Source organism: Terribacillus sp. FSL K6-0262 (assembly GCF_037977385.1).
Lineage (GTDB): Bacteria > Bacillota > Bacilli > Bacillales > Amphibacillaceae > Terribacillus.
Window position 1 is genome coordinate 2,872,569 of record NZ_CP150277.1, and the last position, 24,414, is coordinate 2,896,982.

Below are 24,414 nucleotides of genomic sequence, written 5' to 3' on the forward strand. Positions count from 1 at the left end.
TTACCGCCTTTTACAGCTCTGCCGGGGGACGAAAGGAAACCGGCGGCGTCTGATCTGCGTTACAGATCCTTGAGCCGGTGAACGTCACCGGGAATTAGGGTGGAACCACGAGACGAATGCTCGTCCCTTTGCATAGTATATATATGCAAAGGGACGGGCTTTTTTATATTTAGGAGGAAAGAACAATGGCAGAAGTATTAGAATTCATTTTCCCGGATGGAGCGAAAAAGGAATTTCCCGCTGGAACAACTGGCGAAGATATCGCCGGCTCCATCTCATCAGGCTTGAAAAAGCAGGCGATCGCAGTCAATGTCGACGGTGCTGCATTTGATTTGCGCACTCCGCTTCCAAACGGCGGTGCAATCGAAATCATCACACTCAAGCAGGAGCAAGGTGTGGAAATCATGCGCCACTCTGCTGCTCATTTGCTTGCACAAGCAGTGAAACGCCTGTATGGCAATGTTCAATTCGGGGTAGGACCGGTAATCGAGAATGGCTTCTATTATGATATGGACCTGGAGGTTTCCCTTACACCGGAAGACCTTCCGAAAATCGAAAAAGAAATGCAGCGGATCGTTGATGCGAACCTTCCGATTGTCCGCAAGGTTGTCAGCCGTGAAGAAGCAAAAGCAATGTTCCGTGAAATCGGTGATGAATTGAAACTGGAATTGATCGACGCCATTCCGGAAGATCAAGATGTAACCATCTATGAGCAAGGCGAATTCTTTGACCTGTGCCGCGGTATCCATGTTCCATCCACTGGCAAAATCAAAGTGTTCAAGCTGCTTAGCATTTCCGGTGCTTACTGGAGGGGCGACAGCAACAACAAAATGCTGCAGCGTATTTACGGTACTGCTTTCGAGAAGAAAAACGAGCTGGAGCATCACTTGAAAATGCTTGAGGAAGCGAAGGAACGCGATCATCGCAAACTAGGAAAAGAATTGGAATTGTTCACTGTCAATCAGAAAGTCGGACAAGGCTTGCCGCTATGGCTGCCAAAAGGTGCGACAATCCGCCGTACAATCGAGCGCTATATCGTCGATTTGGAAGAAAAGCTTGGCTATGACCACGTGTATACACCAGTGCTCGGCAGTGTGGATCTTTATAAAACAAGCGGACACTGGGATCATTACAAAGATGATATGTTCCCGCCGATGGAAATGGACAATGAGGACCTTGTGCTTCGTCCGATGAACTGCCCGCACCATATGATGGTGTACAAAAATGAATTGCACAGCTACCGCAGCCTGCCGATCCGTATAGCGGAGCTTGGCACGATGCACCGTCACGAAATGTCCGGGGCCCTTGCCGGCTTGCAGCGTGTACGCGCCATGACATTGAATGATGCGCATATTTTCGCGCGCCCGGATCAATTGAAAGATGAGTTCATCCGTGTCGTTCAACTTGTACAGGCTGTGTACAAAGACTTCGGTATCGAAAATTATTCCTTCCGTCTTTCTTACCGCGATCCGGAAGATAAAGAGAAATATGTCGATAATGATGCAATGTGGGATAAAGCACAAGCGATGCTCAAAGAAACAATGGAAGACCTTGAGCTTGATTATGTGGAAGCAGAAGGCGAAGCAGCATTCTACGGTCCGAAGCTTGATGTGCAGGTGAAGACAGCCCTTGGTAAAGATGAGACATTGTCCACTGTTCAGCTGGACTTCCACTTGCCGGAGCGTTTCGATCTGACTTACATCGGTGAAGATGGCAAAGAACACCGTCCAGTCGTGATCCACCGCGGTGTCGTATCGACAATGGAACGTTTCGTTGCCTTCTTGATTGAAGAATACAAAGGTGCCTTCCCAACATGGCTTGCACCAGTACAGGCGAAAATCATCCCGGTTTCACCAGAAGCACATTTGGCATACGCACGTCAAGTGGAAGATGCTCTTCGTATGGAAGGCATCCGTGTGCAAGTGGATGAGCGCGAAGAGAAGATCGGCTATAAGATCCGTGAAGCACAAGTACAGAAAATTCCATTCCAGATTATCGTCGGCGACCAGGAAGTGAGTGACCAAGCGGTGAACATCCGCCGTTACGGAGAAAAACAATCCGAAACGAAAGATCTGAAAGCATTCGTTGCGGATATTAAAGAAGAAGTAGAGAAACGCGTATTGCGTAAATAACTGGAAGAATCCTTTCATCGCTGCTTGCAGTGATGAAAGGATTTTTTTGTTTGGAAGGCTTTATGCGTGCTGAGGAAAGTGCAATGCCTATTAGGATGAGAAGCTCACTTTATTTTGCGCTGCTTCATCAGGCCTTCGACGATAGGATAAAAAACAGCAAGCAAGATGATGATCATCGTCCAGGCACGGCCATCATCTATCCAGCCTAAAGCAATCATACTGAATTCCACATCAATGAAGCTAAAAAGCACCAGAGTAATATTCTTCATCTTATTGAGCATTTTCCGGCTTTGCAGAAAAAATGCGGCCGCGTTTTCCTCATTCAGTCGTTTTGGGTAACTGTGTATATGGGGATATTTCCCCAATAGATGCAGGAGTGTAAACATAGGTATACTGATTGCTGGGAGAAGAAGCAGACTTTCTTTTGCCGCCCAGTCATCGACGTGTCCGGTCAGACCCATGTGGAGAGGCACCTGTTCAGGCAGCTGCCGCCAGATTATGATCAAGAAGATGACAGTAGCTAGATAACTTCCGATTCCGATAGTATCCCATACTTTTTCGCCGCGTGTTTTCGGTATGCTGAGCTGTTTCTGCATCTGAATATCACCCCTTTGTTCACTTACGGAATAGCTGGGGAATAGGTTCCGGCTATATTATTTTAAATCGACGGTTGTCAGTATCCAAAGAATGTGTTACATTAGTTGAGCAGGATTACTGGGCTTCAATATGATTGACAGCATACATCAGCTATGATAAGATTGTAAAAGTGAAATAAATATGTGATCTGAGACAAGCAGAAGTACCCACTTCTCACCTGATTGACGCCGTTTGGCAGTTGGCAGGTTTGATAAACAGTGTTTTAGGACTAGTGTGGGTGCCGTATGTGTACCGGCATTTTTTTTATGCTTTTTTACAACCATGTTTAACTGATAAACGGCGGATATCTTGTCCCCGATCATAAGTTTCCCAAAATATCCTGGAGGTGGATGATTATTAGCAAAGAAATGAACGTCAATGAGAAAATTCGCGCACGTGAGGTTCGACTCATTGATTCCAACGGTGACCAGCTTGGCGTTAAATCCCGTCAGGAAGCATTAGAAATCGCTCAGACGAGAAATCTTGATTTGGTGCTTGTGGCTGCGAATGCAAAACCACCAGTTTGCCGGATTATGGACTATGGTAAATACCGCTTCGAGCAACAGAAGAAAGAAAAAGAAGCGCGTAAGAACCAGAAAGTAATCAACGTGAAAGAAGTACGCTTGAGCCCCGGTATCGAGGATCATGACTTCAACACAAAACTTCGCAATGCGCGTAAGTTTCTTGAAAAAGGCGATAAAGTAAAGGCTTCTGTTCGTTTCCGCGGACGTGCCATTACGCATAAAGAATTAGGCCAACAGGTTCTCGAGAAGCTGGCTGAGGAATGCAAGGACATTGCAACGGTCGAAATGAAAGCGAAAATGGAAGGCCGCAGCATGTTCATGATGCTTGCCCCGACAGCAGAGAAGCAGTAAGCCGAAGGATATAAGGAGGAAATACGATGCCAAAAATGAAAACCCACAGCGGGTCTGCTAAACGTTTCAAAAAAACAGGTTCTGGAAAAGTAAGCCGTAACCACGGTTACACTAGCCACTTGGCTGCCAATAAATCCACTAAACAGAAACGCAAGCTTCGCAAAGATGCACTTGTTTCTGCTGGTGATCTTAAACGTATCAAACAAATGCTGCCTAAATAATAAAATCCAAGAATTTTTTGTCCTATAGGAGGGAATACAATGCCACGTGTAAAAGGTGGAACAGTAACGCGTCAGCGTCGCAAACGCGTTCTTAAGCTAGCTAAAGGTTATTACGGTGCGAAACATGCACTATTCAAAACTGCAAAACAACAAGTAATCAAATCCGGTCAGTATGCATACCGTGACCGCAGACAGAAAAAACGTGACTTCCGTAAACTATGGATTGCACGTATCAATGCTGCTGCACGTATGAACGATCTTTCTTACAGCCGTTTGATGCACGGTCTTAAACTTGCTGGTATCGAAGTAAACCGCAAAATGCTTTCCGAGCTTGCAATCTCTGACGAAAAAGCATTCGCGCAACTAGCTTCCAAAGCAAAAGAAGCATTGAAATAAGTCGAAAAAGCCGCTATCGATGGATAGCGGCTTTTTCTATAGTGAGGGATTCGAATGTGGCTGTTGATTAGTCTGTATCTGCTGGTTGTCAATATCCTGCTCTTCAGCTGGATGGGAATCGATAAACAAAGAGCAAGAACGCATGCGTGGCGTATCAGTGAACGCAGGCTCTGGATCACCGCTGTGATCGGGGGTGCACTCGGAGGCTGGGCGGGGATGCAAGCCTTCCGACATAAAACGAAGCATGCCGCGTTCGTTATCGGGTTTCCATGCCTTGTCGCCATGCATGTCCTGCTTATTCTCTATTTCTTGTAAGATAAATCCCGTGTGCTTGTCATAAAGGCTCGTCTCATGTCATATATATTAGGGACATCTTAGAGGGAGTGAGCAGCGATGGATCAGGTAGGTTCGGCAATGTTGACGGTCGTCGCAACAGGCGGATTGTTTGCACCACTCTTGTTCATCCTCCTGTATCTGCTTCGACCTGTTTTATTTCTGCCTGTCGTTTTCCTATGCATATCAGGGGGGATTCTATTCGGAGCAGTAGCAGGTACGATTCTGTCCATCATCGGCATTACAGCATCCAGTCTGCTATTCTATGCGATTGCCCAGCGTTTTCCGCAATCCGCCAATCGAATTCTCATGCTGAAACAGAAGCTGATCGGCAGGCATACGAGCTTTACGACGACACAAGTCGCACTGATGCGGCTGGTTCCGTTCATTCACTTCCACATCCTGAGTGTATGCTTGATGGAGACAAATCGCAACTGGAGGTCATATGGGAAAGCTTCATTCTTATCGAGCATCCCGCTTGCTGCGGCTTATTCTTTTGCAGGCACTTGGCTTCGCTACTTGCCGCCGGCAGCAATCGGGGGAGTCATGATCATCCTCCTGATCTGTATCTATCTGATGCGCAAGAAGGAATTCACGATCAAATGGGAAGAGTTTTTCAGGGAAAGTGCATAAAACACTGGTGCGCTATACAAGCTCCAGTGTTTTTTTAGATTTCTGTCAGGACGAGCTCCTTTATCGGCTGCTTCCATTCAATGGATGCATAAGGAAAATGGCTCAGGATGCATTCTTCCATTTTATAGAGATCATTCCGGGAAAAGCCGGATAGCTGATCGGGCTGCACTGCGTTCATCACCACCTTGGTCACCTCGATGCTGTCTTCCCTTGGGTGTAAATATTTCTTCCCGATCATCCGATAGCCGCGGTAGCTGAGGGTGAAATGATGATCATACTGATCACGGAACTCCACTTCGCCGGCATCCAGGCAGGAGGGGGCGTGGGTTGAGTTACTCCTTGCTTTCAGGAATGTGTAGGACAAAAGAATTGCTGCACCTGCCAGCAATAGGAGAAAAATAATCTTCATAGCGAGCAGGCCTCCTTTACTTTTTGTATAGATACGATTACGCTAAAGAAGAAGTTTCATCCGTTTTACTATACCCTCACTACATAGGAATAACGCAAGAAGGAGTCTTGACCATGGATTATGAATATCTTTTCAGTAAACAGCGTGAGCTGGATGCCTACATCGAAGACAAGCTGGAAATGGCAAACCGCAGCGATCTTTTCAGAAAGAAGATACTGGCATTGCAAGTGGAAATCGGGGAGCTGGCCAATGAGACCCGCTGTTTCAAATTCTGGAGCAGGAAAGGCCCAAGCGAACAGAACGTCATTTTGGAGGAATATGTGGATGGTCTGCATTTCATCTTATCGCTCGGACTTGATAAAGGTCTTACGTATGCGCCGGCTCCGCTGCCTGATGACCAACTTGATCAGACTGATGCCTTCCTTGAGCTGTATCGTACAATCGGTGCTTTTTATGCTGAACCGGTACAAACAACTTACGAAGCGCTTTTCCAAAGCTTCCTTGTCCTTGGTCGGATGCTTGGCTTCAGTGAAGTTTCGATAGTGGAGGCTTATAAGCAGAAAAATGAAGTGAATCATACAAGACAGGATCAAGGCTATTAATCGGGGAGGTCTGCATGATGAATGATAAATTGAAGATGTTGAAAAGTTTGACTGATGCACCAGGAGTTCCGGGAGATGAGGCAGGTATCCGCAAGGTGATGCGCGATTATATCACCCCATTTGCCGATGAGGTAACGACCGATAAGCTTGGCAGTCTGATTGCCGTCCAAAAAGGTGCCAGGGCAGACGGTCCGAAAGTCATGGTGGCCGGTCATCTCGATGAGATCGGATTCATGGTGACGCGTATCGATGCCAATGGCTTTTTGTACTTCCAGACGCTCGGTGGCTGGTGGAGTCAGGTCATGCTGGCGCAGCGTGTAACTGTCCATACGAAACAAGGGGAACTGGTTGGCATCATCGGCTCCAAGCCGCCGCATCTGCTTTCGCTCGAGAAACGGAAAAAGCCTGCTTCCGTAGAGGAGATGTTCATAGACATCGGAGCCGGCAGCAAGGAAGAAGCAGAGGCATTCGGTGTTCGTCCCGGAGATTCGGTTGTGCCATATTTCGAATTCACGAAGATGAAAAACGAGAAATTGCTTCTGGCAAAGGCTTGGGATAACCGCATTGGCTGTGCCGTGGCGATCGATGTCCTGAAGAATTTGCACGGCACTGACAAGGAAGCGACGGTTTATGGAGTCGGCACCGTCCAGGAGGAAGTCAGACGGCGCGGTGCGACTACTTCTGCCAATAAGATTGGTCCAGATATTGCGTTTGCTGTTGATACAGGGATTGCTGGCGATACTCCGGGTATCAGTGACAGGGAAGCGACAGGCAAGCTGGGCGCCGGCCCGCAGATCGTATTGTACGATGCTGCGCATATTGCACATGCAGGCCTGCGTGACTTGGTCATCCAGACAGCAGAAGAACTGGAAATCCCTTATCAATACGACACGATAAAAGGCGGGGCGACAGATGCAGGCAGCATCCATCTGACTGGTAACGGTGTTCCAAGCATAACGATCGGGATCCCGACGCGATACATTCATACACATGCGGCCATGCTCCATGAAGACGATTACGATAACACAGTGAAACTGCTCACTGCGGTCATCCGCAAATTGGATAAAGATACCGTCGAAAAAATCACTTATAATTAAGAAAAACCAGCTTCCAAATGGAAGCTGGTTTTTTATGCCAGGTAATTGCCCATGATTTTGCTGACATATTTCGTTGTTTCGCTGAATGGGGGAATGCCGTTATATTTATCGACATTTCCCGGTCCGGCATTATAAGCTGCCAACGCGAGGCTGGTATTGCCGTTATAGCGGTCCAGCATTTGTTTCAGGTATTTTGTGCCCGCCATGACATTCTGCTCCGGATCGAAGCTGTTTGTGACGCCGAGTCCAGCTGCCGTAACCGGCATCAGCTGCATCAAGCCCTGGGCGCCTGCAGCACTCTCTGCCAATGGATTGAAGTTCGATTCCGCTTGAATGACGGAACGGATGAGTTTTTCGTCTACTCCGTATCTGTCGGCTGCTTCCGAAATGATGGCATCGATCTTCTTATTGCCGGAACTTTCGAAGGTGCTGCCTGAACTGCTCTTCGAAACGGATTGCACAGCAGGCGTGCTTTGTGTCATTGTGTCCATTGTTACATATGGGTTCAGCCGAACCTGAGAACTTGCATTCATCATCATCGACTGTACAGCGGGTGTGCTTTCCGCCTGCATCGTGGTGCCCGCGGTTACATATGGGTTCAGCCGGACCGGTGAACCCGCCTTCATCGACTGTACGGCAGGCGTACTTTCCGCCTGCATCGTGGTACCCGCAGTTGCATATGGATTCAGCCGGACCGATGAACCCGCCTTCATCGTCTGCATGAGCGAGTCGCTGAAGGCCTGGCTGGAACCCTGGGACGATGAAAAGGCTGTTCGCTGCTGAGTGGTAGCAAGCGTTGTCGGATTAAGTGTGGAAAGCAGATAAGATGTATCCAAAAAACATATCTCCTGTCACATATTGTTAATCCAATTGTAGCTCAAACGTACCTGGGAGACAAGACCTATTTCACTCGCTCTTATGCCTGGGATTGGACACCCTTGGCTAGTGCATCGACCATTTCCTGCTTTTCCTGGTCGCTGGCATTTTTCCAAATAAGCTCGAATAATACACCCAGGCCAGGCAGCAGGACTTCTCTCCCGTCAATGGAATCCACAATTGTAGCCTCCAGCTGTTCTTCGCTATTATCCTTGATATTGGCATAGATGGCACTACGAATATTTATATCCATGCATGAGCACCTCCTCCACTTTTTTATAGTTTGACCGCTGCTTGTAAAACTATGTATGATAGAGGATATGTCAAGATAGAGGAAGTGAACGTGCGTTGATCACATCGACCCAAAATGCCCAGGTAAAACAATGGCAAAAATTGAAACGGAAAAAGGAACGGACAAAAACGAATACCTTCATGATAGAAGGCTTCCATCTTGCGGAGGAAGCAATCAAGTCCGGCTGGACGATCGGCCAGCTCATTTTGCGGGAGGAGACGGAGCTGCCGGAATGGGCCAAGCATCTGGAACCGATCCGTGTATCGGACCATGTCTTCAAATCGATCACGGAGACAGAGACACCGCAAGGAATCGCGGCTGTCGTACAAATGCAGGATAAGAAACCAAAACGGCATGATCGTATTTTGCTGCTTGATGCAGTGCAGGACCCTGGTAATTTAGGCACGATCATCCGCACTGCGGATGCAGCAGGCTATGACGCTGTCTATGTTGGGGAAGGTTCCGCTGATCGGTATAATGACAAGGTGATCCGTGCGACGCAAGGATCGATCTTCCATTTGCCGGTATTGACTGCCGATTTGGCTTTATTATTACCGGAGCTGCAGGAGAATGGCTATACGGTGTGGGCCGCTGCTTTGGAAGGGGCTGTCGATTACCGCGATTTGAAGGCACCGGAAAAAACAGCATTGCTTGTCGGGAACGAAGGAGCCGGCATCGACAAACGGCTGATCGCCCAAAGCGATATGGCTGTGAAAATCCCGATTTTCGGGAAGGCTGAATCCCTGAATGTGAGTATTGCGACTGGTATCCTGCTGTATCATACAGTGAAAAGATAAAACCAGGTTGCAAGTTGTCCCGGGATTTCCTATAATGAAACAAGATTCATATTGAGATGCGTGGAAAGAGCCAGTAATCCCTGCGGATCGCGAGCAACAGGAAGGCGTGCCTTGACTGAGAGCATGCTGGCAGCGGCAGCGGATGAACCTTCACTCTGGAGCAGGCACCGGGACCTTGTCATTGGGCAAGTAAAGGTGTATCCGGATTGCTAGATCCGTTATCAAGCTTCAAGTTGGGTATACATGTATACCAACAAGGGTGGTACCGCGAATGAAAGCTCGTCCCTTTTCAGAGGGAGGGGCTTTTTTTATGCTCAAAAATCATAGGAGGCAAAAGCATGAGAGAAAAGCTCGAAGCATTACAAGCAGAAGCCATCGAAAAAGTACAGCAAGCAGACAATCTGCAGAGTTTGCAGGATGTGCGTGTCGCATATTTAGGAAAGAAAGGTCCGATCACCGAGGTACTTCGCGGGATGGGGAAACTTTCTCCGGAAGAACGCCCTGTCATCGGGGAACTGGCAAATAAAGTCCGTGAGGCAATTGCAACGGCATTGGATAATAAGAAGAATCTTTTGGAAGAAGCAGCACTGAATGAGCAGCTGCAGAAAGAGGCGATCGATGTCACGCTGCCAGGACGACCAGTCAAAACAGGCGGCCCTCATCTATTGACCAGCATCATCGAAGAAGTGGAAGATCTTTTCCTTGGCATGGGATTCGAAATCAAAGAAGGACCGGAAGTGGAAACGGATTACTTCAACTTCGAAGCTTTGAACTTGCCGCAGGATCACCCGGCACGTGATATGCAGGATAGTTTCTATATTACCGATCATTTGCTATTGCGTACACAGACTTCGCCTGTGCAGGCTCGTACGATGCGCGAATACGATGGCAATAAAGCCATCAAAATGATTTGCCCGGGTATCGTGTACCGCCGTGATACAGACGATGCGACACATTCCCATCAGTTCACGCAGATCGAAGGCCTGCTGGTCGACAAGAATGTCCGCATGAGTGACTTGAAAGGCGTCCTGCTGGAATTCTCCCGCAAACTATTCGGAGCTGATAGGGAAATCCGCCTGCGTCCAAGCTTTTTCCCGTTCACGGAGCCCTCTGTCGAGGTGGACGTGACATGTAAGGTTTGTGACGGAAAAGGATGTAATGTATGCAAGCATACTGGATGGATCGAAATCCTTGGGGCCGGCATGGTGCATTCCAACGTCCTTCGTATGAGCGGCTATGATCCGGAAGAATACTCCGGCTTTGCATTCGGCATGGGGGTAGAACGTATCGCGATGCTCAAGTACGGTGTCGATGATATCCGTCACTTCTATACGAATGATGTACGATTCCTATCGCAATACCATAAGGCATAACGGGAGGCAAAAACATGTATGTATCTTTGAATTGGTTAAAACAATATGTAGATATAGATAATATTTCACCGGAGGAGCTGGCAGAAAAAATCACACGCTCCGGTATCGAAGTGGAAAGCATCGAGCGCGTGGCACCGGAAAGCACGAAGGTTGTCGTCGGGTATGTGGAGAGCTGTGAACAGCATCCGAATGCAGATAAATTGAATCTTTGCCAAATCAATGTCGGCGCAGAGACCTATCAGATCATTTGCGGCGCGCCGAATATCGCCCAAGGACAAAAAATCGCAGCTGCCCTGCCGGGAGCACGTCTTCCGGGCGGTGTGAAAATCAAGAAAGCGAAGCTGCGCGGCGTGGAATCGAACGGTATGGTCTGCTCACTGCAGGAGCTTGGCATCGACGAAAAATTCGTACCGAAGGAATTCGCAGAAGGCATCTTCGTATTCCCGGAAGACACGGAAGTCGGCACACCAGTGGCAGAATTGCTGAATTTGGATGATGTCATACTGGAGCTTGGCTTGACACCGAACCGTGCCGATGCGATGAGTATGCTTGGCGTTGCCTATGAAGTCGCAGCAATCCTTGACAAGGAAGTCAAATTGCCGGAGGAAACATATCCGACAAGCGGCAGCAAGGCGGCTGATCTTGTCCAGGTGAAAGTGGAAAACGGGGAACTGAATCCATATTACGGGGCATTCGTCATCGAAGACGTGACGATTGCGCCATCGCCGCTTTGGATGCGTAATTATTTGATGGCAGCAGGTATTCGTCCGATTAACAACGTTGTTGACATTACGAACTACGTGCTGCTAGTTTACGGACAGCCGCTGCACGCATTTGATTATGACAAAGTGGCCACGAAGGAAATCGTTGTGCGTCCTGCTAAGCAGGGCGAAAAAATCCAGACTTTGGATGACCAAGAGCGCACTCTAAAAGGTGATGAAATTGTCATTACAAACGGTAAAGAGCCGGTTGCTCTTGCAGGTGTGATGGGCGGAGCCAACTCTGAAGTTTCCGATGATACGAAAACAGTATTGCTGGAAGCTGCATACTTCGATGCACGTGCCATCCGGCGTGCGAGCAAGCATCATAATTTGCGCAGTGAAGCGAGCACACGCTATGAAAAAGGGATCGACCCGAATCGTGTGGAGCGAGCAGGAGCCTATGCAGCTCGTCTTCTTGCTGAGTATGCTGGCGGCAAGGTTGCACAAGGTATCGTGGCATTTGATGAGCTTGATCGTGAAGAAAAGAAAGTCAAGATCGATACAGCGAGTGTGAACGCCCGTTTAGGCACAACGATTTCTGATGAGGAAATTGCTTCCATCCTGACAAGATTGCAGTTCGGTTTTGAACAAGATAACAGCCAGTTCACTGTCTCCATTCCGACAAGACGCGGTGATATCAGCTTGTTTGAGGATATGCTGGAAGAAATCGCCCGCATTTATGGCTATGACAATATTCCATATACTTTGCCTGAAGGAGAAGCCTTCGCTGGTAAGCTGACGACAAAGCAATACTTGAAACGTCAGCTGAAGCAATATCTGCAAGGCGCTGGTTTGATGGAAACAATCACCTACTCGCTGACAAGCAAAGCTCGTACAGAAATGCTTGTCAGCCCGGATGTGAAGGAGCAAGAAGTGCATCCGGTCGCATTGAAGATGCCGATGAGCGAGGAACACAGCCATTTGCGGATCAGCCTGCTTCCAGAGCTTGTGGATACACTTTCCTATAATGTGGCGCGTAAGCAAGAGAACTTAGGCTATTTCGAATTTGGCCGCGTATTCCTTTCCAAAGAGGAACGGATAACGGAACAGCCGATGGAAACGGCACGACTTGCCGGTGCACTGACTGGAACCTGGGTGGAGCAGCCATGGCAGCAGGAGAAGAAGCCAGTGGATTTCTATGTGGCAAAAGGCATCGTGGAAGGCATCTTCGCACAGCTTGATCTGGAACCTGTCTTCCAGCAGGCACAGCTTGATGGATACCATCCGGGTCGTACGGCAGTTGTTTCCCATAACGGACGTGCAGTAGGTGTCGTCGGCCAGCTGCATCCGACCGTTCAAAAAGCATTCGATCTCAAGGAAACATATGTGTTCGATTTGGATATCGCTTATTTGATGGATCAATACGAAGAAGCACCAAGCTTCCGTACCATCCCGCGTCATCCGTCCGTTACACGGGATATCGCGCTTGTTGTGAATGAAGCAGCACATGCTGGTGACATCCAACGCACAATCCGGGAAGCAGGCGGAGAACTTGTTCAGCAGGTGCAAATCTTTGATGTATATCAAGGGGAGCACATGGAAGCTGGCAAGAAATCAATCGCGTACACAGTGCTTTACCAGGATCCGACTCGTACATTGACAGATGAAGAAGTGGAAGCATCTTATAACAGCATCATTCAAGCAGTGAAAGAAAAGCATGGTGCAGAATTGAGAAGTTAAAAGAAAAGGATGGCAGGGTCTTTGAGACTCCGTCATCCTTTTTTAGTACATGCAAAATCATAAGTGCCTCACCGAATTTCGATACGGTGAAATCGTGTCTGGCTCCTTTTATCAAATAAAAATGCCCTCCATCCGAGGCGGCGGTTTTGACTACTCCTCCGCTGGACAAATCGTGAATCACAATGACGCTGCATTGGACTTTTGAGGGGGCATTTGTCTTGTCTTAAGCGACCAAGCATGCAATAAGATCGATTCTATATGAGCGGTATTCATCGGTGCACTCCTTGCTTTATTCACTGAATTTTGGGATTATTTTCCGTGGATGACTATAACCGGAACATAATAAAATGGAGGGGAAAGTATGGAAATCATCAAAGCAGAAAGAGCGCATGCGGGAGAGATTGCACGTATTTGCGCCACGGGCTGGAGACAGACCGTGGAAGGGAAGCTTAGTGAAGAGGCACAGAAGCAAACTGTCGATGAATGGTATAACCTTATGTTGCCGTGGCAGCAGGAGAAGTGATCGGGGTTATCGGCGGCGGGATGACAGCGCCGGATACTGGTGAAGTGTTTGTGCTGTATGTAGATGAGGATCATCGCTATCGGGGTACGGGCACATTGCTGCTGGAGGCTTTAACCCATGAACAAAAGGAACGGGGTGCTGTCAGGCAATGGGTTTCCGTGAAGGAAGGGAATCGACGGGGCATCCCATTCTATGAAGCAAGAGGTTTCCGCTGTAGGGATCGAAGGACAAAGGTAATGGACACAGGAGAGACGCAAGTGTCGCTCCGCCATTATCGGGAATTGGAATGACAGACGTTAAAAGGCATGATTCCTGTCTATACTGGTAGGAAGAGAGGGGATGGGCTGGCAGGACAGCAAACAGGATGAAGCGAGCTCTGTCAAATGGATTGGGCCGCCTTGACAGAGCATCATCTAATCCCGAAAATATTGACGGCATATTCCAGGACACCGCTTGATCCCATGCCTTGAGCAAATCCATGTAAGGAGCCCGGAGACCTGCTGGTGCGGGACAGCCGCAAGCAGAGCAGGGATGTCAGACGTACTTCTCCGCTTTGGCGCTATTGGCAAAATGCATCTTCGTGAATGCAGGCAATGCTTGCCGGCCCTTTGTCCGGATGAGGCGTCCGGCTGCTTGATCGACAGCTGCACTGGCCCCTTTGGGAATCGTAAACCCTGCTTGCTTGGACAGTTTATCCATTTCTTTTATGAAGCTTGCCCTTGAAATGATCGATGCAGCAGCAACTGCAAGCGAATGGCTTTCTGCCTTTGTCATGAAGTAGGCATCCTGCTGCAGTCTTTCTCCTTCCGTTGCAAGATGCTTGATATAGGTTGCAGGCAGCTGAAATTGATCGATCAGTATCCCATCCGGCTTGGTTGGTGCAATTTTTGCCAGCAGCTTCTGGATGGCATGGTGATGCAGCATCGTTTTCATCTTCCCTTGGGACCAGCCCCGCTGCTGGAGCTGGTTGTATTTTTCATTGCGCAGCACAAGCAGGGAATAGGGAAGCCCGACATGCATCAAATCCTTGGCGATGCGCTGAATGCTGTCATCCTTGAGCAGTTTGGAGTCTTTGACACCAAGCTCCTTCAAAAGGGCGAACTGGCTATGATCGACATATACACTCGCCACTGTAATCGGTCCAAAGAAGTCGCCTGTCCCGGCTTCATCCGATCCGATATGGGAAGCGGTGAAAAGACCTGGGGCAGGAGCATACTTGTGCTCGTTGACGCTTGGTTTCGCCGCGGGGGACTTCTTCGGGGCCGAAGGTGCGCTTCCCCATTTATCCGCCTCTGCTTCCGGTGCTTTGCCCTGGAAAAGCACTTTTCCTGATTTGTAGGCAGTGATGGCGCAGCTTGGCGTCTTTGCTGAAAAGACCGCTCCCGGAGGCGCAGCTTTTTCAGCGTGGCTGTATGTTTCTTTCATTTGCTGGATGGTGTCCAGCGGCAATTGCAATACGATTTGTCCCACGTTCATCTCTCCAATCTGACAATTAGTATAGCATGCCGTTCGTCTATACAGAATAGTTTCCTAAATCGACACCTTCATGTTACTATTAAGACTAGTATTATAAGAGAAGTGAGGGGGGAGAACGTGTCCCAATCTGATAAAACACGTGTAACGGTGGAGATACATAACCGCTCCTATACAATCGTCGGACAGGAGCCGGCACATCGCATGCGGATGGTGGCGAGCCTTGTCGATCAGAAGATGTCGGAGATCCATGATGCGAATCCGAATCTTGATACTGCCAAACTGGCCGTCTTGACGGCTGTCAATACAACGAATGATTATTTGAAACTGAAAGAGGATTATGCACAATTGCTAGGCTCTATCACAAGGAAAGAGGCAAGAAAGGATAATGATTGATTTACTTATCATCGCCATGCTCCTGTTCGGCGTGCTCGTCGGCCTAAAGCGCGGCTTCATCATGCAGCTATTTCATTTGGCAAGCTTTATCGTGTCATTCATTGTCGCAGCTATTTATTATGATCAGCTTGCACCGAAGCTGGAATTATGGATTCCGTATCCGGATGTATCATCCGATAGCGCTTGGTCTGACATATTCGGAGCTGTGCCGCTGGATCAGGTTTTCTATAATGCAATCGCGTTCGCGATTTTGTTCTTCGCGACAAAGATCATTTTACACATCATCGGATCCATGCTCGATTTCATAGCGGACCTGCCGATATTACGCTCCGTGAATAAGCTTCTTGGCGGGGTGCTCGGATTCATCGAGATCTATCTGCTCGTATTCGTTATTCTTTATCTATCGGTATTGCTGCCGATCACGCCAATGCAGGAAGCGCTGGACAAGTCGATACTTGCGGCTTGGATCGTGGAGCATACACCATATATATCTGGTGAGATCAAGGATCTATGGCTGAATCATGTTGCAAATAAATTACCCACTGAATTGATGGGATGAAATGCTTAACCCTTGCGGCATCTTGCGCAAGGGTTTTCTACCTTGTTTTGGGAGGATGAGAATAATGGCAGTCAATAAAAAAGACGTCGTGAAATTGCTTGAGACAATCGCAATTTATCTTGAGCTAAAAGGGGAAAATACATTCAAGGTATCGGCATACCGGAAAGCTGCAGCAGCTCTGGAAGCCAATGACCAATCAATCGATGAGATCGAGGATTTCACATCCTTGAATGGAATAGGCAAGGGCACTGCCGCGGTAATCGAGGAATACATGCAAAATGAAGAATCCGATACATTGCGTCAGCTGCAGGAAGAGGTTCCGGAAGGATTGGTACCGCTGCTTGATCTGCCCGGTCTTGGCGGGAAGAAGCTGGCCAAGCTGTACCAGGAGCTCGGCGTGGTGGATGCATCTTCCTTGAAAGAGGCAGTCGAATCAGGTAAAGTCGCATCGTTAAGCGGATTCGGAAAGAAATCGGCGGAAAAGATCCTTGATGGCCTGGCCAATGTCGGATCCAGGCCAGAGCGGATCCCGATTGCGATGATGCTGCCGCTTGCCGAGAGAATCGAGACCTTCCTGGAGTCATTGGATGGAATCGAACAATACGCCCGGGCAGGGAGCCTGCGGCGGATGCAGGAAACGGTGAAGGATCTTGATTTCATCATTGCAACCAATGATCCGCAGAGTGTTCAGGAACAGCTGCTCACGATCGATAACTTGAAGGAAGTCATTGCCAAGGGAAACACAAAAGTGTCCGTCACATTGGAAGAAGGATATGACATCAATGTAGATTTCCGAATGATCGAACCAGCAGCCTTCGCAACGACGCTGCACCATTTCACCGGTTCTGCGGACCACAACGTCGCCTTGCGCCAGCTGGCGAAAAAGCGCGGGGAGCGCATCAGTGAATATGGTGTGGAGAATGTGGAAACGGGGGAGATGACAACGTTCGAATCCGAAAAGGACTTTTTCGGACACTTCGGTTTGTCCTTCATCCCTCCCGAAATCAGGGAAGCCCAAGGCGAACTCGATAGCTTCAAACAAGAAATGCCGCTCGTCCAGCTATCGGATATCCAAGGGGATTTGCATATGCACTCGACCTGGAGCGATGGAGCGCAATCAATCGAGCAGATGGCGAAACAGGTGATGGAGCTAGGCTATTCCTATATCGCTATCACGGATCACTCCAAGTATTTGAAAGTGGCCAATGGCTTGGACGAAAAGCGGCTGCGGAAACAGCGGGAAGAAATCGAACGCGTGAACGCACTATATCCTGATTTTCATATATTCGCAGGTGTCGAGATGGATATCCTGCCAGATGCTCGTTTGGATTTCGACGATGATTTCCTGAAAGAGATGGATTATGTCATCGGAGCGATCCATTCCAGTTTCTCGCAGTCCAAAGATCAAATCAAGGCGCGTCTGACAGCAGCGCTGGAGCACCCGAATGTCAATGTCATCGCCCATCCGACCGGCCGTCTGATCGGCAGGAGGGCCGGCTATGCAGCCGATCCGGAATGGCTCATTGAAAAAGCGGCGGAAACAGGTACAGTCATCGAGCTGAATGCCAACCCAAACCGGCTGGATCTATCGTGGACTTATTTGAAGAAGGCACAGGAGCTCGGTGTGAAGATTGCTGTCAATACCGATGCCCATAGCTACGCAACGCTTTCCTTCATGGAAGTCGGTGTGGCGATGGCGCGCAAGGGCTGGCTGAAACCGGAGACCGTCATCAACACATGGTCCAAGAGTCAGTTGATGGAGCTTTTTCAGCGCAAATAACAGCTAAAAAAGTGGGGGGAAAACATGAATAAACGAATATTCCGTGTACTGGAATTCGATAAAATCATACAAAAGCTGAGTGAACAGGCAGCATCGTCACTCGGTAAAAAAAGAGCCATGCAAATACAGCCGGCAACAGAGCTGGATGAGGTGCAGCGGCTGCAGGCGGAAACGGATGAAGCGGCTTCCATCATCCGGCTGCGAGGCGGCATACCGCTTGGCGGCATCCATGATATCCAGGCAAGTGTCAAGCGCGCCGTCATCGGCGGGATCTTGAATGCGAATGAATGTCTCGATATTGCAAGTACGATTTATGGCGGGAAGAATCTCAAGCATTTCATCGAAGAGCTGGAAGAACCGGAGCTGCCGATCATCAGGGGTCTCGTGGAACAGCTGGTATCCCTGAGTGATCTGGAGCGTCATATCAAGAATGCCATCGACGATCACGGCCGGGTCATGGACGGGGCGTCAGAACGCCTCCGCGGCATACGGTCCCGGATCCGTACGAATGAAAGTCGGGTCCGGGAGAAATTGGAATCGTATACCCGTTCCAAAAGTAAGATGCTGTCGGATTCCATCATCACAATCCGCAACGATCGTTACGTGCTGCCGGTCAAACAGGAATACCGCGGAGCGATCGGCGGGATTGTCCATGATCAATCTTCCTCTGGCCAGACATTGTTCATGGAGCCGCAGGCCGTCGTTGATTTGAATAACCAGCTGCAGGAAGCAAGAGCACAGGAAAAAGCGGAAATCGAAAGAATCCTGAAGGAAATCAGTATACGTGTTGCAGAGGATGAAGCGATCTTGCTGGCCAATATCGAGATTCTCGGGCAAATCGACTTTATTTCGGCCCGGGCGAAGCTGGGGGCAGCGATGCGCTGTTCGATGCCAAAAATGAATGACAAGGGCATCATTCATTTGAAACAGGCACGGCACCCGCTGATCGATCCGGGGCAAGTGGTGGCAAATGATATCGATCTTGGGGAGGATTATTCCACCATCGTCATCACTGGTCCGAATACCGGCGGTAAAACCGTTACAATCAAGACGATTGGCCTTTGTACACTGATGGCGCAGTCTGGTCTTCAAGTGCCTGCGCTTGACGGCGGGGAAATGGCAGTATTCACGAATGTGTTCGCTGACATTGGCGATGAGCAGTCCATCGAGCAGAGCTTGAGTACCTTCAGCTCGCATATGGTCAACATAGTCGATATCCTCCAGCAAGTCGATCATCAATCGCTTGTGCTGTTCGATGAGCTTGGTGCCGGAACGGATCCTCAGGAAGGGGCGGCGCTCGCCATGAGCATCCTCGACGAAACGATCAAACGCGGAGCGACTGTCGTGGCCACGACTCATTATCCGGAGCTGAAAGCGTACGGCTATAACCGCGACCGTGTGGTCAATGCCAGTGTGGAATTCGATGTGGAAACGCTCCAGCCGACATATCGTTTGCTGATTGGTGTCCCTGGACGCAGTAACGCTTTTGAGATTTCCCGGCGCCTCGGCTTGAAGGAATCGATCATCGATAGCGCCAAGGAATTGATCGGCACCGATTCAAAGAGTGTCGAGAATATGATAGCTTCCTTGGAAACGTCCCGCAGACAGGCAGAGCATGATCATGAAGCAGCACGGTCCCAGCTTGAAGAAGCTGAGGCTTTGAAGCGTGATTTGGAGAAACAATGGCAGGAATTCGATGCCAAGCGGGAGCGCTTGTACCAGAAAGCCGAAGAAAAAGCTGCCAAGGCAATCGAGCGGGCCAGGGAAGAAGCCGAAGAGATTGTTGCTTCCCTCCGTACGATGAAAAACCAAGCGAGCGTAAAAGAGCATGAAATCATCGAAGCCCGTAAACGGCTGGAAGATGCGTCACCGGAGCTTGCGAAAAAAGGTTCGAAGGCAGCGCCGAAAACGAAGGAATCCAAACAGCTCATGCCCGGGGATGAAGTTCTCCTGCTGACGCTGGGACAAAAGGGAACCGTCGTCGAGAAAGTCAGCGACAAAGAATATTTGCTCCAAATCGGAATAATGAAAATAAAAGCGAAACGAAAAGACATCGAATTCGTAAAGAGACAGGACGCATTAAAAGAAAAGCCAGTCGCAACCGTCAAAGGCTCCGCCTATCATGTGAGCACAGAACTGGATTTACGCGGGGAACGCTACGAGGATGCTTTGCGCCGCGTCGAGAAATATGTGGATGATGCGCTTTTGGCTGGATATCCGCAAGTATCGATCATCCACGGCAAGGGAACGGGTGCATTGCGCACAGGCGTACAGGAATTCGCCAAGCGCCACCGTGCTGTGAAAAACTATCGTTCCGGCGGCATGAGCGAAGGCGGGACCGGTGTGACTGTGCTTGAATTTCAGTAATCATCGGGGGAATTCGGGTTATGGAGTCATTTTGGGAAAATACGATCGTCCTGACAGCTGCGCGCTATAGCGTTGCTGTGCTTAGCATCATCGTTTTCATGGCTATTTTCGAGCTGGTGACTTCCTATAAGAATTGGGAAGAAATCCGCCGGGGCAATCTGTCTGTTGCCATGGCAACAGGAGGTAAGATGTTCGGTGTTGCGAATGTGCTGCGCTTTTCCTATGAGCATAATGATGGGATCCTGGAGAGCATCATGTGGAGCTCGATCGGTTTCGTACTGCTGCTGATCGGTTACTTTATTTTCGAGTTCCTGACACCGACATACAAAATCGACCGCGAAATAGCCAATGATAACCGGGCTGTCGGATTTATTTCGCTTGTTATTTCAGTAGGATTATCTTATGTTATAGGAGCAAGTATTTAGTGCGATGTTTAGGAATGGACGCTTCTAAGCAAACTAGTAGCGTTCCGGACTGCAGCAGTGCTATACTCGATGAAAGCTTTTATTTAGGAGGAATGTAACATGGCAATTGTAAATGCTACAGATGCAAGCTTCAATACAGAAACAAGCCAAGGACTTGTCCTTGCTGACTTTTGGGCAACTTGGTGCGGCCCATGTAAAATGATTGCACCAGTATTGGAAGAAATCGACGGTGAAATGAGCGATAAAGTCAAAATCGTAAAACTTGACGTCGATGAAAACCAAGCAACTGCCGGTAAATTCGGTGTGATGAGCATCCCGACACTGCTTCTTTTCAAAGATGGCGAAGTCGTGGATCAAGTGATCGGCTACCAGCCGAAAGAAGCACTTGTGGAGCTTGTCAACAAACACGCGTAAGTAAGAACTTGAGATCCCTTGTTACAATCCTGTAGCAAGGGTTCCTTTATGTAAAGCACTAGTAGAAGGGGAAAGCGAATGAACAAGACGATCACTGATAAACTCGCTGTTCTGCCGCCGCAGCCTGGCTGTTACTTGATGAAGGATAAAAATGGGACGGTCATTTATGTAGGGAAGTCCAAGCTCCTGCGCAACCGGGTCAGGTCCTATTTCACCGGGGCACACGACCGCAAGACCCAGAGGCTCGTTGCAGAGATCGTGGATTTCGAATATATTGTCACCTCCTCCGAAATCGAAGCACTCATCCTTGAAATGAATCTGATCAAGAAATATGATCCGAAATATAACATCCTGTTGAAGGATGATAAAACATATCCTTATTTGAAGATCACAGCAGAAGAACAGCCGCGCTTGCTGGTGACGCGAAAAGTGAAAAAAGATAAAGGCAAATACTTTGGTCCGTATCCGAACGTCATCGCAGCCAGGGAGACCAAGAAGCTGCTGGATAGACTGTACCCGCTGCGTAAATGCAATACGATGCCGGATAGAGTCTGTCTGTACTACCACATGCACCAATGCCTGGGACCGTGTGTCTATCCTGTCTCACAGGAAACAAACCGCAACATCGTGCAGAATATCACGACCTTCCTGAACGGCGGCCACCATCAGATCAAAAAGGACCTGCAGCAGAAGATGCAGGAAGCTGCCGAAGAGCTCGATTTTGAACGGGCCAAGGAGCTGCGCGATCAAATCCAGCATATCGAATCCGTCATGGAGCAGCAAAAGATGACAACGACGGATCAGACAGACCGTGATGTATTCGGCTTTGCCTATGACAAGGGCTGGATGTGTGTGCAGGTATTCTTCATCCGCCAAGGGAAGCTCATCGAACGCGATGTGAGCATGTTCCCGTTCTTCGATGAACCAGAGGAAACCTTCCTTACATTCGTCGGACGTTTTTATCTGCATCAAAACCACTTGCTGCCAAAGCAAGTGCTTGTACCGATAGGGACGAATGCGGAAGGCTTGCAGCAGCTCCTGGAAACGGATGTAGCCATTCCATACCGCGGCCGGAAAAAAGAGCTTGTGGAGCTTGCCGGAAAGAATGCCAAAATCGCAATCAAAGAGAAATTCTCCCTTATAGAGCGCGATGAGGATCGGACGATCAAAGCGGTTGAATCGCTGGGCGAGAAACTGAACATTGCGACACCGCACCGCATCGAAGCTTTTGACAATTCCAACATCCAAGGCACCGATCCGGTTTCGGCGATGATCGTCTTCACCGATGGCCGTCCGGACAAGAAGGAATACCGTAAGTACAAGATAAGGGATGTAAAAGGGCCGGATGACTACGATACGATGCGTGAAGTCATCCGCAGACGCTATAAGCGGGTGCTGCAGGATGATTTGCCGCTTCCAGATTTGATTGTCATCGATGGAGGCAAAGGGCAGATGAGTGCTGCCATTGAAGTTCTGGAAGACGAACTGGGACTGGATATACCGGTTTGCGGCCTTGCCAAGGATGACAAGCACCGGACCAGTGAGTTGCTGTACGGCGACCCGCCGGAAGTCGTCGATTTTGATCGGAATGCCCAGGATTTTTATCTGGTACAGCGCATCCAGGATGAAGTCCACCGCTTCGCCATCAGCTTCCACCGCCAGCTGCGCGGAAAGAGCGCAATCAAATCGAAGCTGGATGATATCCCGGGTGTGGGCGAGAAGCGCAGAAGTTTGCTCATGCGTCATTTTAAATCCGTCACTGCCATTCAAGAAGCATCGGTCGATGAAATCACCAAGCTCGGTATACCTGCACCTACGGCAGAAGTCATCTTGAACCATTTGAACAATCCTCCCGAAACGGAAGGTGAATAGGACTGGACCTTGGAAACAGGGTCTAGTTTCTTTTTGTTAAAAGGATTGCAAATACCTGATCCATCAGCAATAAAAAAGGCATCTGCTTCTGCAGATGCCTTTTTTCAATCTTCTTTGGCAAAATAGACATTGAATTGGACATATTCCTTCTTCGGCACGTTCTCATCCACGCATTCACAAAAAAGTTCCTTGATCTGCTCGATGCTGGCAGCGAGGAATCCAGCTTCCATCCGGTATTCCTGACCGAGACCGACTTCCCATCTATGTATGACTGGAGCTCCAGAGAGTTCGAATGTCATTTCGTGACGCTTTTGCTTGACAAGGTTCAAATTTCCCCAGCCCATCTGAATGAAAAAGTCCTCGACTTGTTCCAGCGATGCCGGCTTTACTTGCCGCGCCAGCTTCTTGCCCATCACATAAAGGATGGAGGAAGCGTCCTCACCTAATAAGTCTGGTATACTGACAAAACGCAATATATCATGGCCGGCTCCGTGGGTGATGAGCTGCTCCATATAATCCTTGTCGAATTGTTGCATTTTCTTTTGCATGCATGTCTTCCTTTCCCGCCTTGTTGCAATTACAAAGTATCTTTACTCACTTTAACACGAAAACCAGGTAAACTGCCAATGCTTTTAGCTGAATGGGCAATGTTTAGGAAACTGACAGGATTCGCTGTGAGCCGCACGGATTATAAAAAATAAAAAAATAGATTAGTAAATTTTTTAAAGCGTTTTCTTGACGCCTAATTTTGATAGTTATACAATAATATTGTTAATAACGGATTCGGTTTTCGATCGATTTTATTTTTAATCGGTTATGAAAACGCAATCATTCTGTTAATTCAGAGAGCTACTGAGGGGGTACGTATGAACGAGAATCGAGAGTTTTTCTACCGCAGGCTTCATTCGTTGTTGGGAGTGCTTCCAATCGGAATTTTCCTTATCCAGCATTTGGTGATCAACCATTTCGCTGCATATGGAAGCGGCAGCTTCAACACTGCTGCCAGTTTCATGCATAACCTGCCATTCCGCTTCGTGCTTGAATGGGTGGTCATCTACATACCGATCCTGTATCATGCCATTCTCGGTGTGTACATCGTGCTGACAAGCAAGAACAATACAAGGAGATTCGGATATTTCCGGAACGTGATGTTCCTGCTGCAGCGGATCACGGGTATCGTGACATTGATTTTCATTGCATGGCATGTTTATCAAACCCGGGTCATGACGATTTTTACCCAGGAAACGATTGATTTTGATTTCATGGAGGCCATCCTGACGCAGCCATTCTTCTTCTGGTTCTACTTGATCGGCGTCATTTCCACGACGTTCCATTTCGCGAACGGCTTATGGAGCTTCCTGGTTACTTGGGGAATCACGGTTTCTCCGCGTTCCCAGCGAATCGCGACATATGCGACGCTGCTTGTGTTCCTTGGCGTAACGTATTTGGGGGTGCGCTCACTGCTGGCATTCAGCATGGGAGTATAAGAAAG

The 24,414-nt window shown here is 48.7% G+C and carries 27 protein-coding genes and 1 other annotated feature; of the genes, 21 read left to right on the forward strand and 6 right to left on the reverse strand.

Going from position 1 to position 24,414, the window contains the following annotated elements:
* Positions 1-185 precede the first annotated feature (185 nt).
* Entirely contained in the window at positions 186-2,132 is a 1,947-nt protein-coding gene (gene thrS / locus MHI54_RS14635) for a threonine--tRNA ligase (protein ID WP_340081960.1), read from the forward strand.
* Positions 2,133-2,236: 104 nt separating this feature from the next.
* On the opposite strand, the gene MHI54_RS14640 is transcribed toward thrS, so the two are convergent.
* On the reverse strand, positions 2,237-2,728 hold the full coding sequence (locus MHI54_RS14640; RefSeq protein WP_340081961.1) for a DUF1648 domain-containing protein: 492 nt from the start codon (positions 2,726-2,728) through the stop codon (positions 2,237-2,239).
* 189 nt (positions 2,729-2,917) lie between these two features.
* Positions 2,918-3,039, forward strand: a sequence feature (ribosomal protein L20 leader region).
* 97 nt (positions 3,040-3,136) lie between these two features.
* On the opposite strand from MHI54_RS14640, the gene infC reads away from it, so the two are divergent.
* From infC to MHI54_RS14665, 5 genes are all read left to right on the forward strand, one after another.
* Positions 3,137-3,643, forward strand: coding sequence for a translation initiation factor IF-3 (gene infC / locus MHI54_RS14645; RefSeq protein ID WP_143594482.1), 507 nt, complete (start codon positions 3,137-3,139; stop codon positions 3,641-3,643).
* 26 nt (positions 3,644-3,669) lie between these two features.
* Positions 3,670-3,864: a 50S ribosomal protein L35 gene (rpmI, locus tag MHI54_RS14650; RefSeq protein ID WP_093728217.1), complete on the forward strand. Its 195-nt coding sequence runs from the start codon at positions 3,670-3,672 to the stop codon at positions 3,862-3,864.
* 39 nt (positions 3,865-3,903) lie between these two features.
* Positions 3,904-4,260: a 50S ribosomal protein L20 gene (gene rplT, locus MHI54_RS14655; RefSeq protein WP_095215654.1), complete on the forward strand. Its 357-nt coding sequence runs from the start codon at positions 3,904-3,906 to the stop codon at positions 4,258-4,260.
* A gap of 60 nt (positions 4,261-4,320) precedes the next feature.
* The gene (locus tag MHI54_RS14660; protein ID WP_198946035.1) at positions 4,321-4,575 is read left to right on the forward strand and encodes a DUF1294 domain-containing protein; all 255 of its coding nucleotides are present in this window, start codon (positions 4,321-4,323) and stop codon (positions 4,573-4,575) included.
* 78 nt (positions 4,576-4,653) lie between these two features.
* Positions 4,654-5,226 carry a VTT domain-containing protein gene (locus MHI54_RS14665; protein ID WP_095215652.1) on the forward strand — a complete coding sequence of 191 codons (573 nt, stop codon included), beginning with the start codon at positions 4,654-4,656 and terminating at the stop codon, positions 5,224-5,226.
* 34 nt (positions 5,227-5,260) lie between these two features.
* On the opposite strand, the gene MHI54_RS14670 is transcribed toward MHI54_RS14665, so the two are convergent.
* Positions 5,261-5,635: a hypothetical protein gene (locus tag MHI54_RS14670; protein ID WP_340081962.1), complete on the reverse strand. Its 375-nt coding sequence runs from the start codon at positions 5,633-5,635 to the stop codon at positions 5,261-5,263.
* 113 nt (positions 5,636-5,748) lie between these two features.
* Here MHI54_RS14670 and MHI54_RS14675 point away from each other — a divergent pair, with 113 nt between their 5' ends.
* Together MHI54_RS14675 and MHI54_RS14680 are read left to right on the forward strand one after the other, a co-directional pair.
* Positions 5,749-6,237, forward strand: coding sequence for a dUTP diphosphatase (locus tag MHI54_RS14675; RefSeq protein ID WP_095215650.1), 489 nt, complete (start codon positions 5,749-5,751; stop codon positions 6,235-6,237).
* A gap of 17 nt (positions 6,238-6,254) precedes the next feature.
* Positions 6,255-7,334, forward strand: a complete 1,080-nt coding sequence (locus tag MHI54_RS14680; RefSeq protein ID WP_095215649.1) for a M42 family metallopeptidase — start codon at positions 6,255-6,257, stop codon at positions 7,332-7,334.
* Positions 7,335-7,366: 32 nt separating this feature from the next.
* Here MHI54_RS14680 and MHI54_RS14685 read toward each other — a convergent pair whose 3' ends face one another.
* Both MHI54_RS14685 and sspI read right to left on the reverse strand, forming a co-directional pair.
* Positions 7,367-8,170, reverse strand: a complete 804-nt coding sequence (locus MHI54_RS14685) for a lytic transglycosylase domain-containing protein (RefSeq protein WP_340081963.1) — start codon at positions 8,168-8,170, stop codon at positions 7,367-7,369.
* An 80-nt stretch (positions 8,171-8,250) separates the two neighbouring features.
* Entirely contained in the window at positions 8,251-8,463 is a 213-nt protein-coding gene (sspI, locus tag MHI54_RS14690; protein WP_095215648.1) for a small acid-soluble spore protein SspI, read from the reverse strand.
* Between the two features lie 95 nt (positions 8,464-8,558).
* Between sspI and MHI54_RS14695 the strand changes: the two genes are divergently transcribed.
* The 5 genes from MHI54_RS14695 to MHI54_RS14715 all read left to right on the forward strand — a co-directional run bounded on the left by MHI54_RS14695 (position 8,559) and on the right by MHI54_RS14715 (position 13,926).
* The gene (locus tag MHI54_RS14695) at positions 8,559-9,299 is read left to right on the forward strand and encodes an RNA methyltransferase (RefSeq protein ID WP_095215647.1); all 741 of its coding nucleotides are present in this window, start codon (positions 8,559-8,561) and stop codon (positions 9,297-9,299) included.
* Positions 9,300-9,637: 338 nt separating this feature from the next.
* Positions 9,638-10,672, forward strand: coding sequence for a phenylalanine--tRNA ligase subunit alpha (gene pheS, locus MHI54_RS14700; RefSeq protein WP_095215646.1), 1,035 nt, complete (start codon positions 9,638-9,640; stop codon positions 10,670-10,672).
* A gap of 14 nt (positions 10,673-10,686) precedes the next feature.
* Entirely contained in the window at positions 10,687-13,113 is a 2,427-nt protein-coding gene (pheT, locus tag MHI54_RS14705) for a phenylalanine--tRNA ligase subunit beta (RefSeq protein ID WP_095215645.1), read from the forward strand.
* 361 nt (positions 13,114-13,474) lie between these two features.
* On the forward strand, positions 13,475-13,636 hold the full coding sequence (locus MHI54_RS14710; protein WP_340081964.1) for a hypothetical protein: 162 nt from the start codon (positions 13,475-13,477) through the stop codon (positions 13,634-13,636).
* The gene (locus tag MHI54_RS14715; protein WP_233134944.1) at positions 13,633-13,926 is read left to right on the forward strand and encodes a GNAT family N-acetyltransferase; all 294 of its coding nucleotides are present in this window, start codon (positions 13,633-13,635) and stop codon (positions 13,924-13,926) included. The genes MHI54_RS14710 and MHI54_RS14715 overlap by 4 nt, the downstream gene beginning before the upstream one ends.
* A 244-nt stretch (positions 13,927-14,170) precedes the next feature.
* On the opposite strand, the gene rnhC is transcribed toward MHI54_RS14715, so the two are convergent.
* Positions 14,171-15,106, reverse strand: a complete 936-nt coding sequence (rnhC, locus tag MHI54_RS14720; RefSeq protein ID WP_095215644.1) for a ribonuclease HIII — start codon at positions 15,104-15,106, stop codon at positions 14,171-14,173.
* A gap of 123 nt (positions 15,107-15,229) precedes the next feature.
* On the opposite strand from rnhC, the gene zapA reads away from it, so the two are divergent.
* The 7 genes from zapA (at position 15,230) to uvrC (ending at position 22,922) form a co-directional block, all read left to right on the forward strand.
* Complete coding sequence (gene zapA / locus MHI54_RS14725; RefSeq protein ID WP_095215643.1) at positions 15,230-15,505, forward strand: cell division protein ZapA; 276 nt, start codon at positions 15,230-15,232, stop codon at positions 15,503-15,505.
* Positions 15,498-16,064, forward strand: a complete 567-nt coding sequence (locus MHI54_RS14730; protein WP_095215642.1) for a CvpA family protein — start codon at positions 15,498-15,500, stop codon at positions 16,062-16,064. The genes zapA and MHI54_RS14730 overlap by 8 nt, the downstream gene beginning before the upstream one ends.
* A gap of 64 nt (positions 16,065-16,128) precedes the next feature.
* On the forward strand, positions 16,129-17,844 hold the full coding sequence (polX, locus tag MHI54_RS14735) for a DNA polymerase/3'-5' exonuclease PolX (protein WP_340081965.1): 1,716 nt from the start codon (positions 16,129-16,131) through the stop codon (positions 17,842-17,844).
* A 24-nt stretch (positions 17,845-17,868) separates the two neighbouring features.
* Positions 17,869-20,211 (forward strand): endonuclease MutS2, encoded by a 2,343-nt coding sequence (locus MHI54_RS14740; protein ID WP_095215640.1) that lies wholly within the window; start codon positions 17,869-17,871, stop codon positions 20,209-20,211.
* Positions 20,212-20,231: 20 nt separating this feature from the next.
* A complete protein-coding gene (locus tag MHI54_RS14745) occupies positions 20,232-20,636 on the forward strand; it encodes a DUF350 domain-containing protein (protein WP_095215639.1) in 405 nt (134 codons plus the stop codon).
* A gap of 99 nt (positions 20,637-20,735) precedes the next feature.
* On the forward strand, positions 20,736-21,050 hold the full coding sequence (gene trxA, locus MHI54_RS14750) for a thioredoxin (RefSeq protein WP_095215638.1): 315 nt from the start codon (positions 20,736-20,738) through the stop codon (positions 21,048-21,050).
* A 78-nt stretch (positions 21,051-21,128) separates the two neighbouring features.
* On the forward strand, positions 21,129-22,922 hold the full coding sequence (gene uvrC / locus MHI54_RS14755) for an excinuclease ABC subunit UvrC (RefSeq protein WP_340081966.1): 1,794 nt from the start codon (positions 21,129-21,131) through the stop codon (positions 22,920-22,922).
* Between the two features lie 104 nt (positions 22,923-23,026).
* On the opposite strand, the gene MHI54_RS14760 is transcribed toward uvrC, so the two are convergent.
* Positions 23,027-23,470, reverse strand: coding sequence for a DUF2507 domain-containing protein (locus MHI54_RS14760; protein ID WP_095215636.1), 444 nt, complete (start codon positions 23,468-23,470; stop codon positions 23,027-23,029).
* Between the two features lie 318 nt (positions 23,471-23,788).
* On the opposite strand from MHI54_RS14760, the gene MHI54_RS14765 reads away from it, so the two are divergent.
* Positions 23,789-24,409, forward strand: coding sequence for a succinate dehydrogenase cytochrome b558 subunit (locus MHI54_RS14765; RefSeq protein WP_095215635.1), 621 nt, complete (start codon positions 23,789-23,791; stop codon positions 24,407-24,409).
* Positions 24,410-24,414 lie beyond the last annotated feature (5 nt).

What these genes read in the sequence shown, in the direction of transcription:
- MHI54_RS14665 (WP_095215652.1), top strand. Translation starts at nt 4,654, where the DNA reads ATGGATCAGGTAGGTTCGGCAATGTTGACGGTCGTCGCAACAGGCGGA.
- MHI54_RS14740 (WP_095215640.1), top strand. Translation starts at nt 17,869, where the DNA reads ATGAATAAACGAATATTCCGTGTACTGGAATTCGATAAAATCATACAA.
- sspI (WP_095215648.1), bottom strand. Translation starts at nt 8,463, where the DNA reads ATGGATATAAATATTCGTAGTGCCATCTATGCCAATATCAAGGATAAT.
- MHI54_RS14675 (WP_095215650.1), top strand. Translation starts at nt 5,749, where the DNA reads ATGGATTATGAATATCTTTTCAGTAAACAGCGTGAGCTGGATGCCTAC.
- rplT (WP_095215654.1), top strand. Translation starts at nt 3,904, where the DNA reads ATGCCACGTGTAAAAGGTGGAACAGTAACGCGTCAGCGTCGCAAACGC.
- polX (WP_340081965.1), top strand. Translation starts at nt 16,129, where the DNA reads ATGGCAGTCAATAAAAAAGACGTCGTGAAATTGCTTGAGACAATCGCA.
- pheT (WP_095215645.1), top strand. Translation starts at nt 10,687, where the DNA reads ATGTATGTATCTTTGAATTGGTTAAAACAATATGTAGATATAGATAAT.
- thrS (WP_340081960.1), top strand. Translation starts at nt 186, where the DNA reads ATGGCAGAAGTATTAGAATTCATTTTCCCGGATGGAGCGAAAAAGGAA.
- MHI54_RS14745 (WP_095215639.1), top strand. Translation starts at nt 20,232, where the DNA reads ATGGAGTCATTTTGGGAAAATACGATCGTCCTGACAGCTGCGCGCTAT.
- trxA (WP_095215638.1), top strand. Translation starts at nt 20,736, where the DNA reads ATGGCAATTGTAAATGCTACAGATGCAAGCTTCAATACAGAAACAAGC.
- rpmI (WP_093728217.1), top strand. Translation starts at nt 3,670, where the DNA reads ATGCCAAAAATGAAAACCCACAGCGGGTCTGCTAAACGTTTCAAAAAA.
- uvrC (WP_340081966.1), top strand. Translation starts at nt 21,129, where the DNA reads ATGAACAAGACGATCACTGATAAACTCGCTGTTCTGCCGCCGCAGCCT.
- MHI54_RS14670 (WP_340081962.1), bottom strand. Translation starts at nt 5,635, where the DNA reads ATGAAGATTATTTTTCTCCTATTGCTGGCAGGTGCAGCAATTCTTTTG.
- pheS (WP_095215646.1), top strand. Translation starts at nt 9,638, where the DNA reads ATGAGAGAAAAGCTCGAAGCATTACAAGCAGAAGCCATCGAAAAAGTA.
- MHI54_RS14760 (WP_095215636.1), bottom strand. Translation starts at nt 23,470, where the DNA reads ATGCAAAAGAAAATGCAACAATTCGACAAGGATTATATGGAGCAGCTC.
- MHI54_RS14765 (WP_095215635.1), top strand. Translation starts at nt 23,789, where the DNA reads ATGAACGAGAATCGAGAGTTTTTCTACCGCAGGCTTCATTCGTTGTTG.
- MHI54_RS14680 (WP_095215649.1), top strand. Translation starts at nt 6,255, where the DNA reads ATGAATGATAAATTGAAGATGTTGAAAAGTTTGACTGATGCACCAGGA.
- infC (WP_143594482.1), top strand. Translation starts at nt 3,137, where the DNA reads ATGAACGTCAATGAGAAAATTCGCGCACGTGAGGTTCGACTCATTGAT.
- MHI54_RS14640 (WP_340081961.1), bottom strand. Translation starts at nt 2,728, where the DNA reads ATGCAGAAACAGCTCAGCATACCGAAAACACGCGGCGAAAAAGTATGG.
- MHI54_RS14730 (WP_095215642.1), top strand. Translation starts at nt 15,498, where the DNA reads ATGATTGATTTACTTATCATCGCCATGCTCCTGTTCGGCGTGCTCGTC.
- MHI54_RS14710 (WP_340081964.1), top strand. Translation starts at nt 13,475, where the DNA reads ATGGAAATCATCAAAGCAGAAAGAGCGCATGCGGGAGAGATTGCACGT.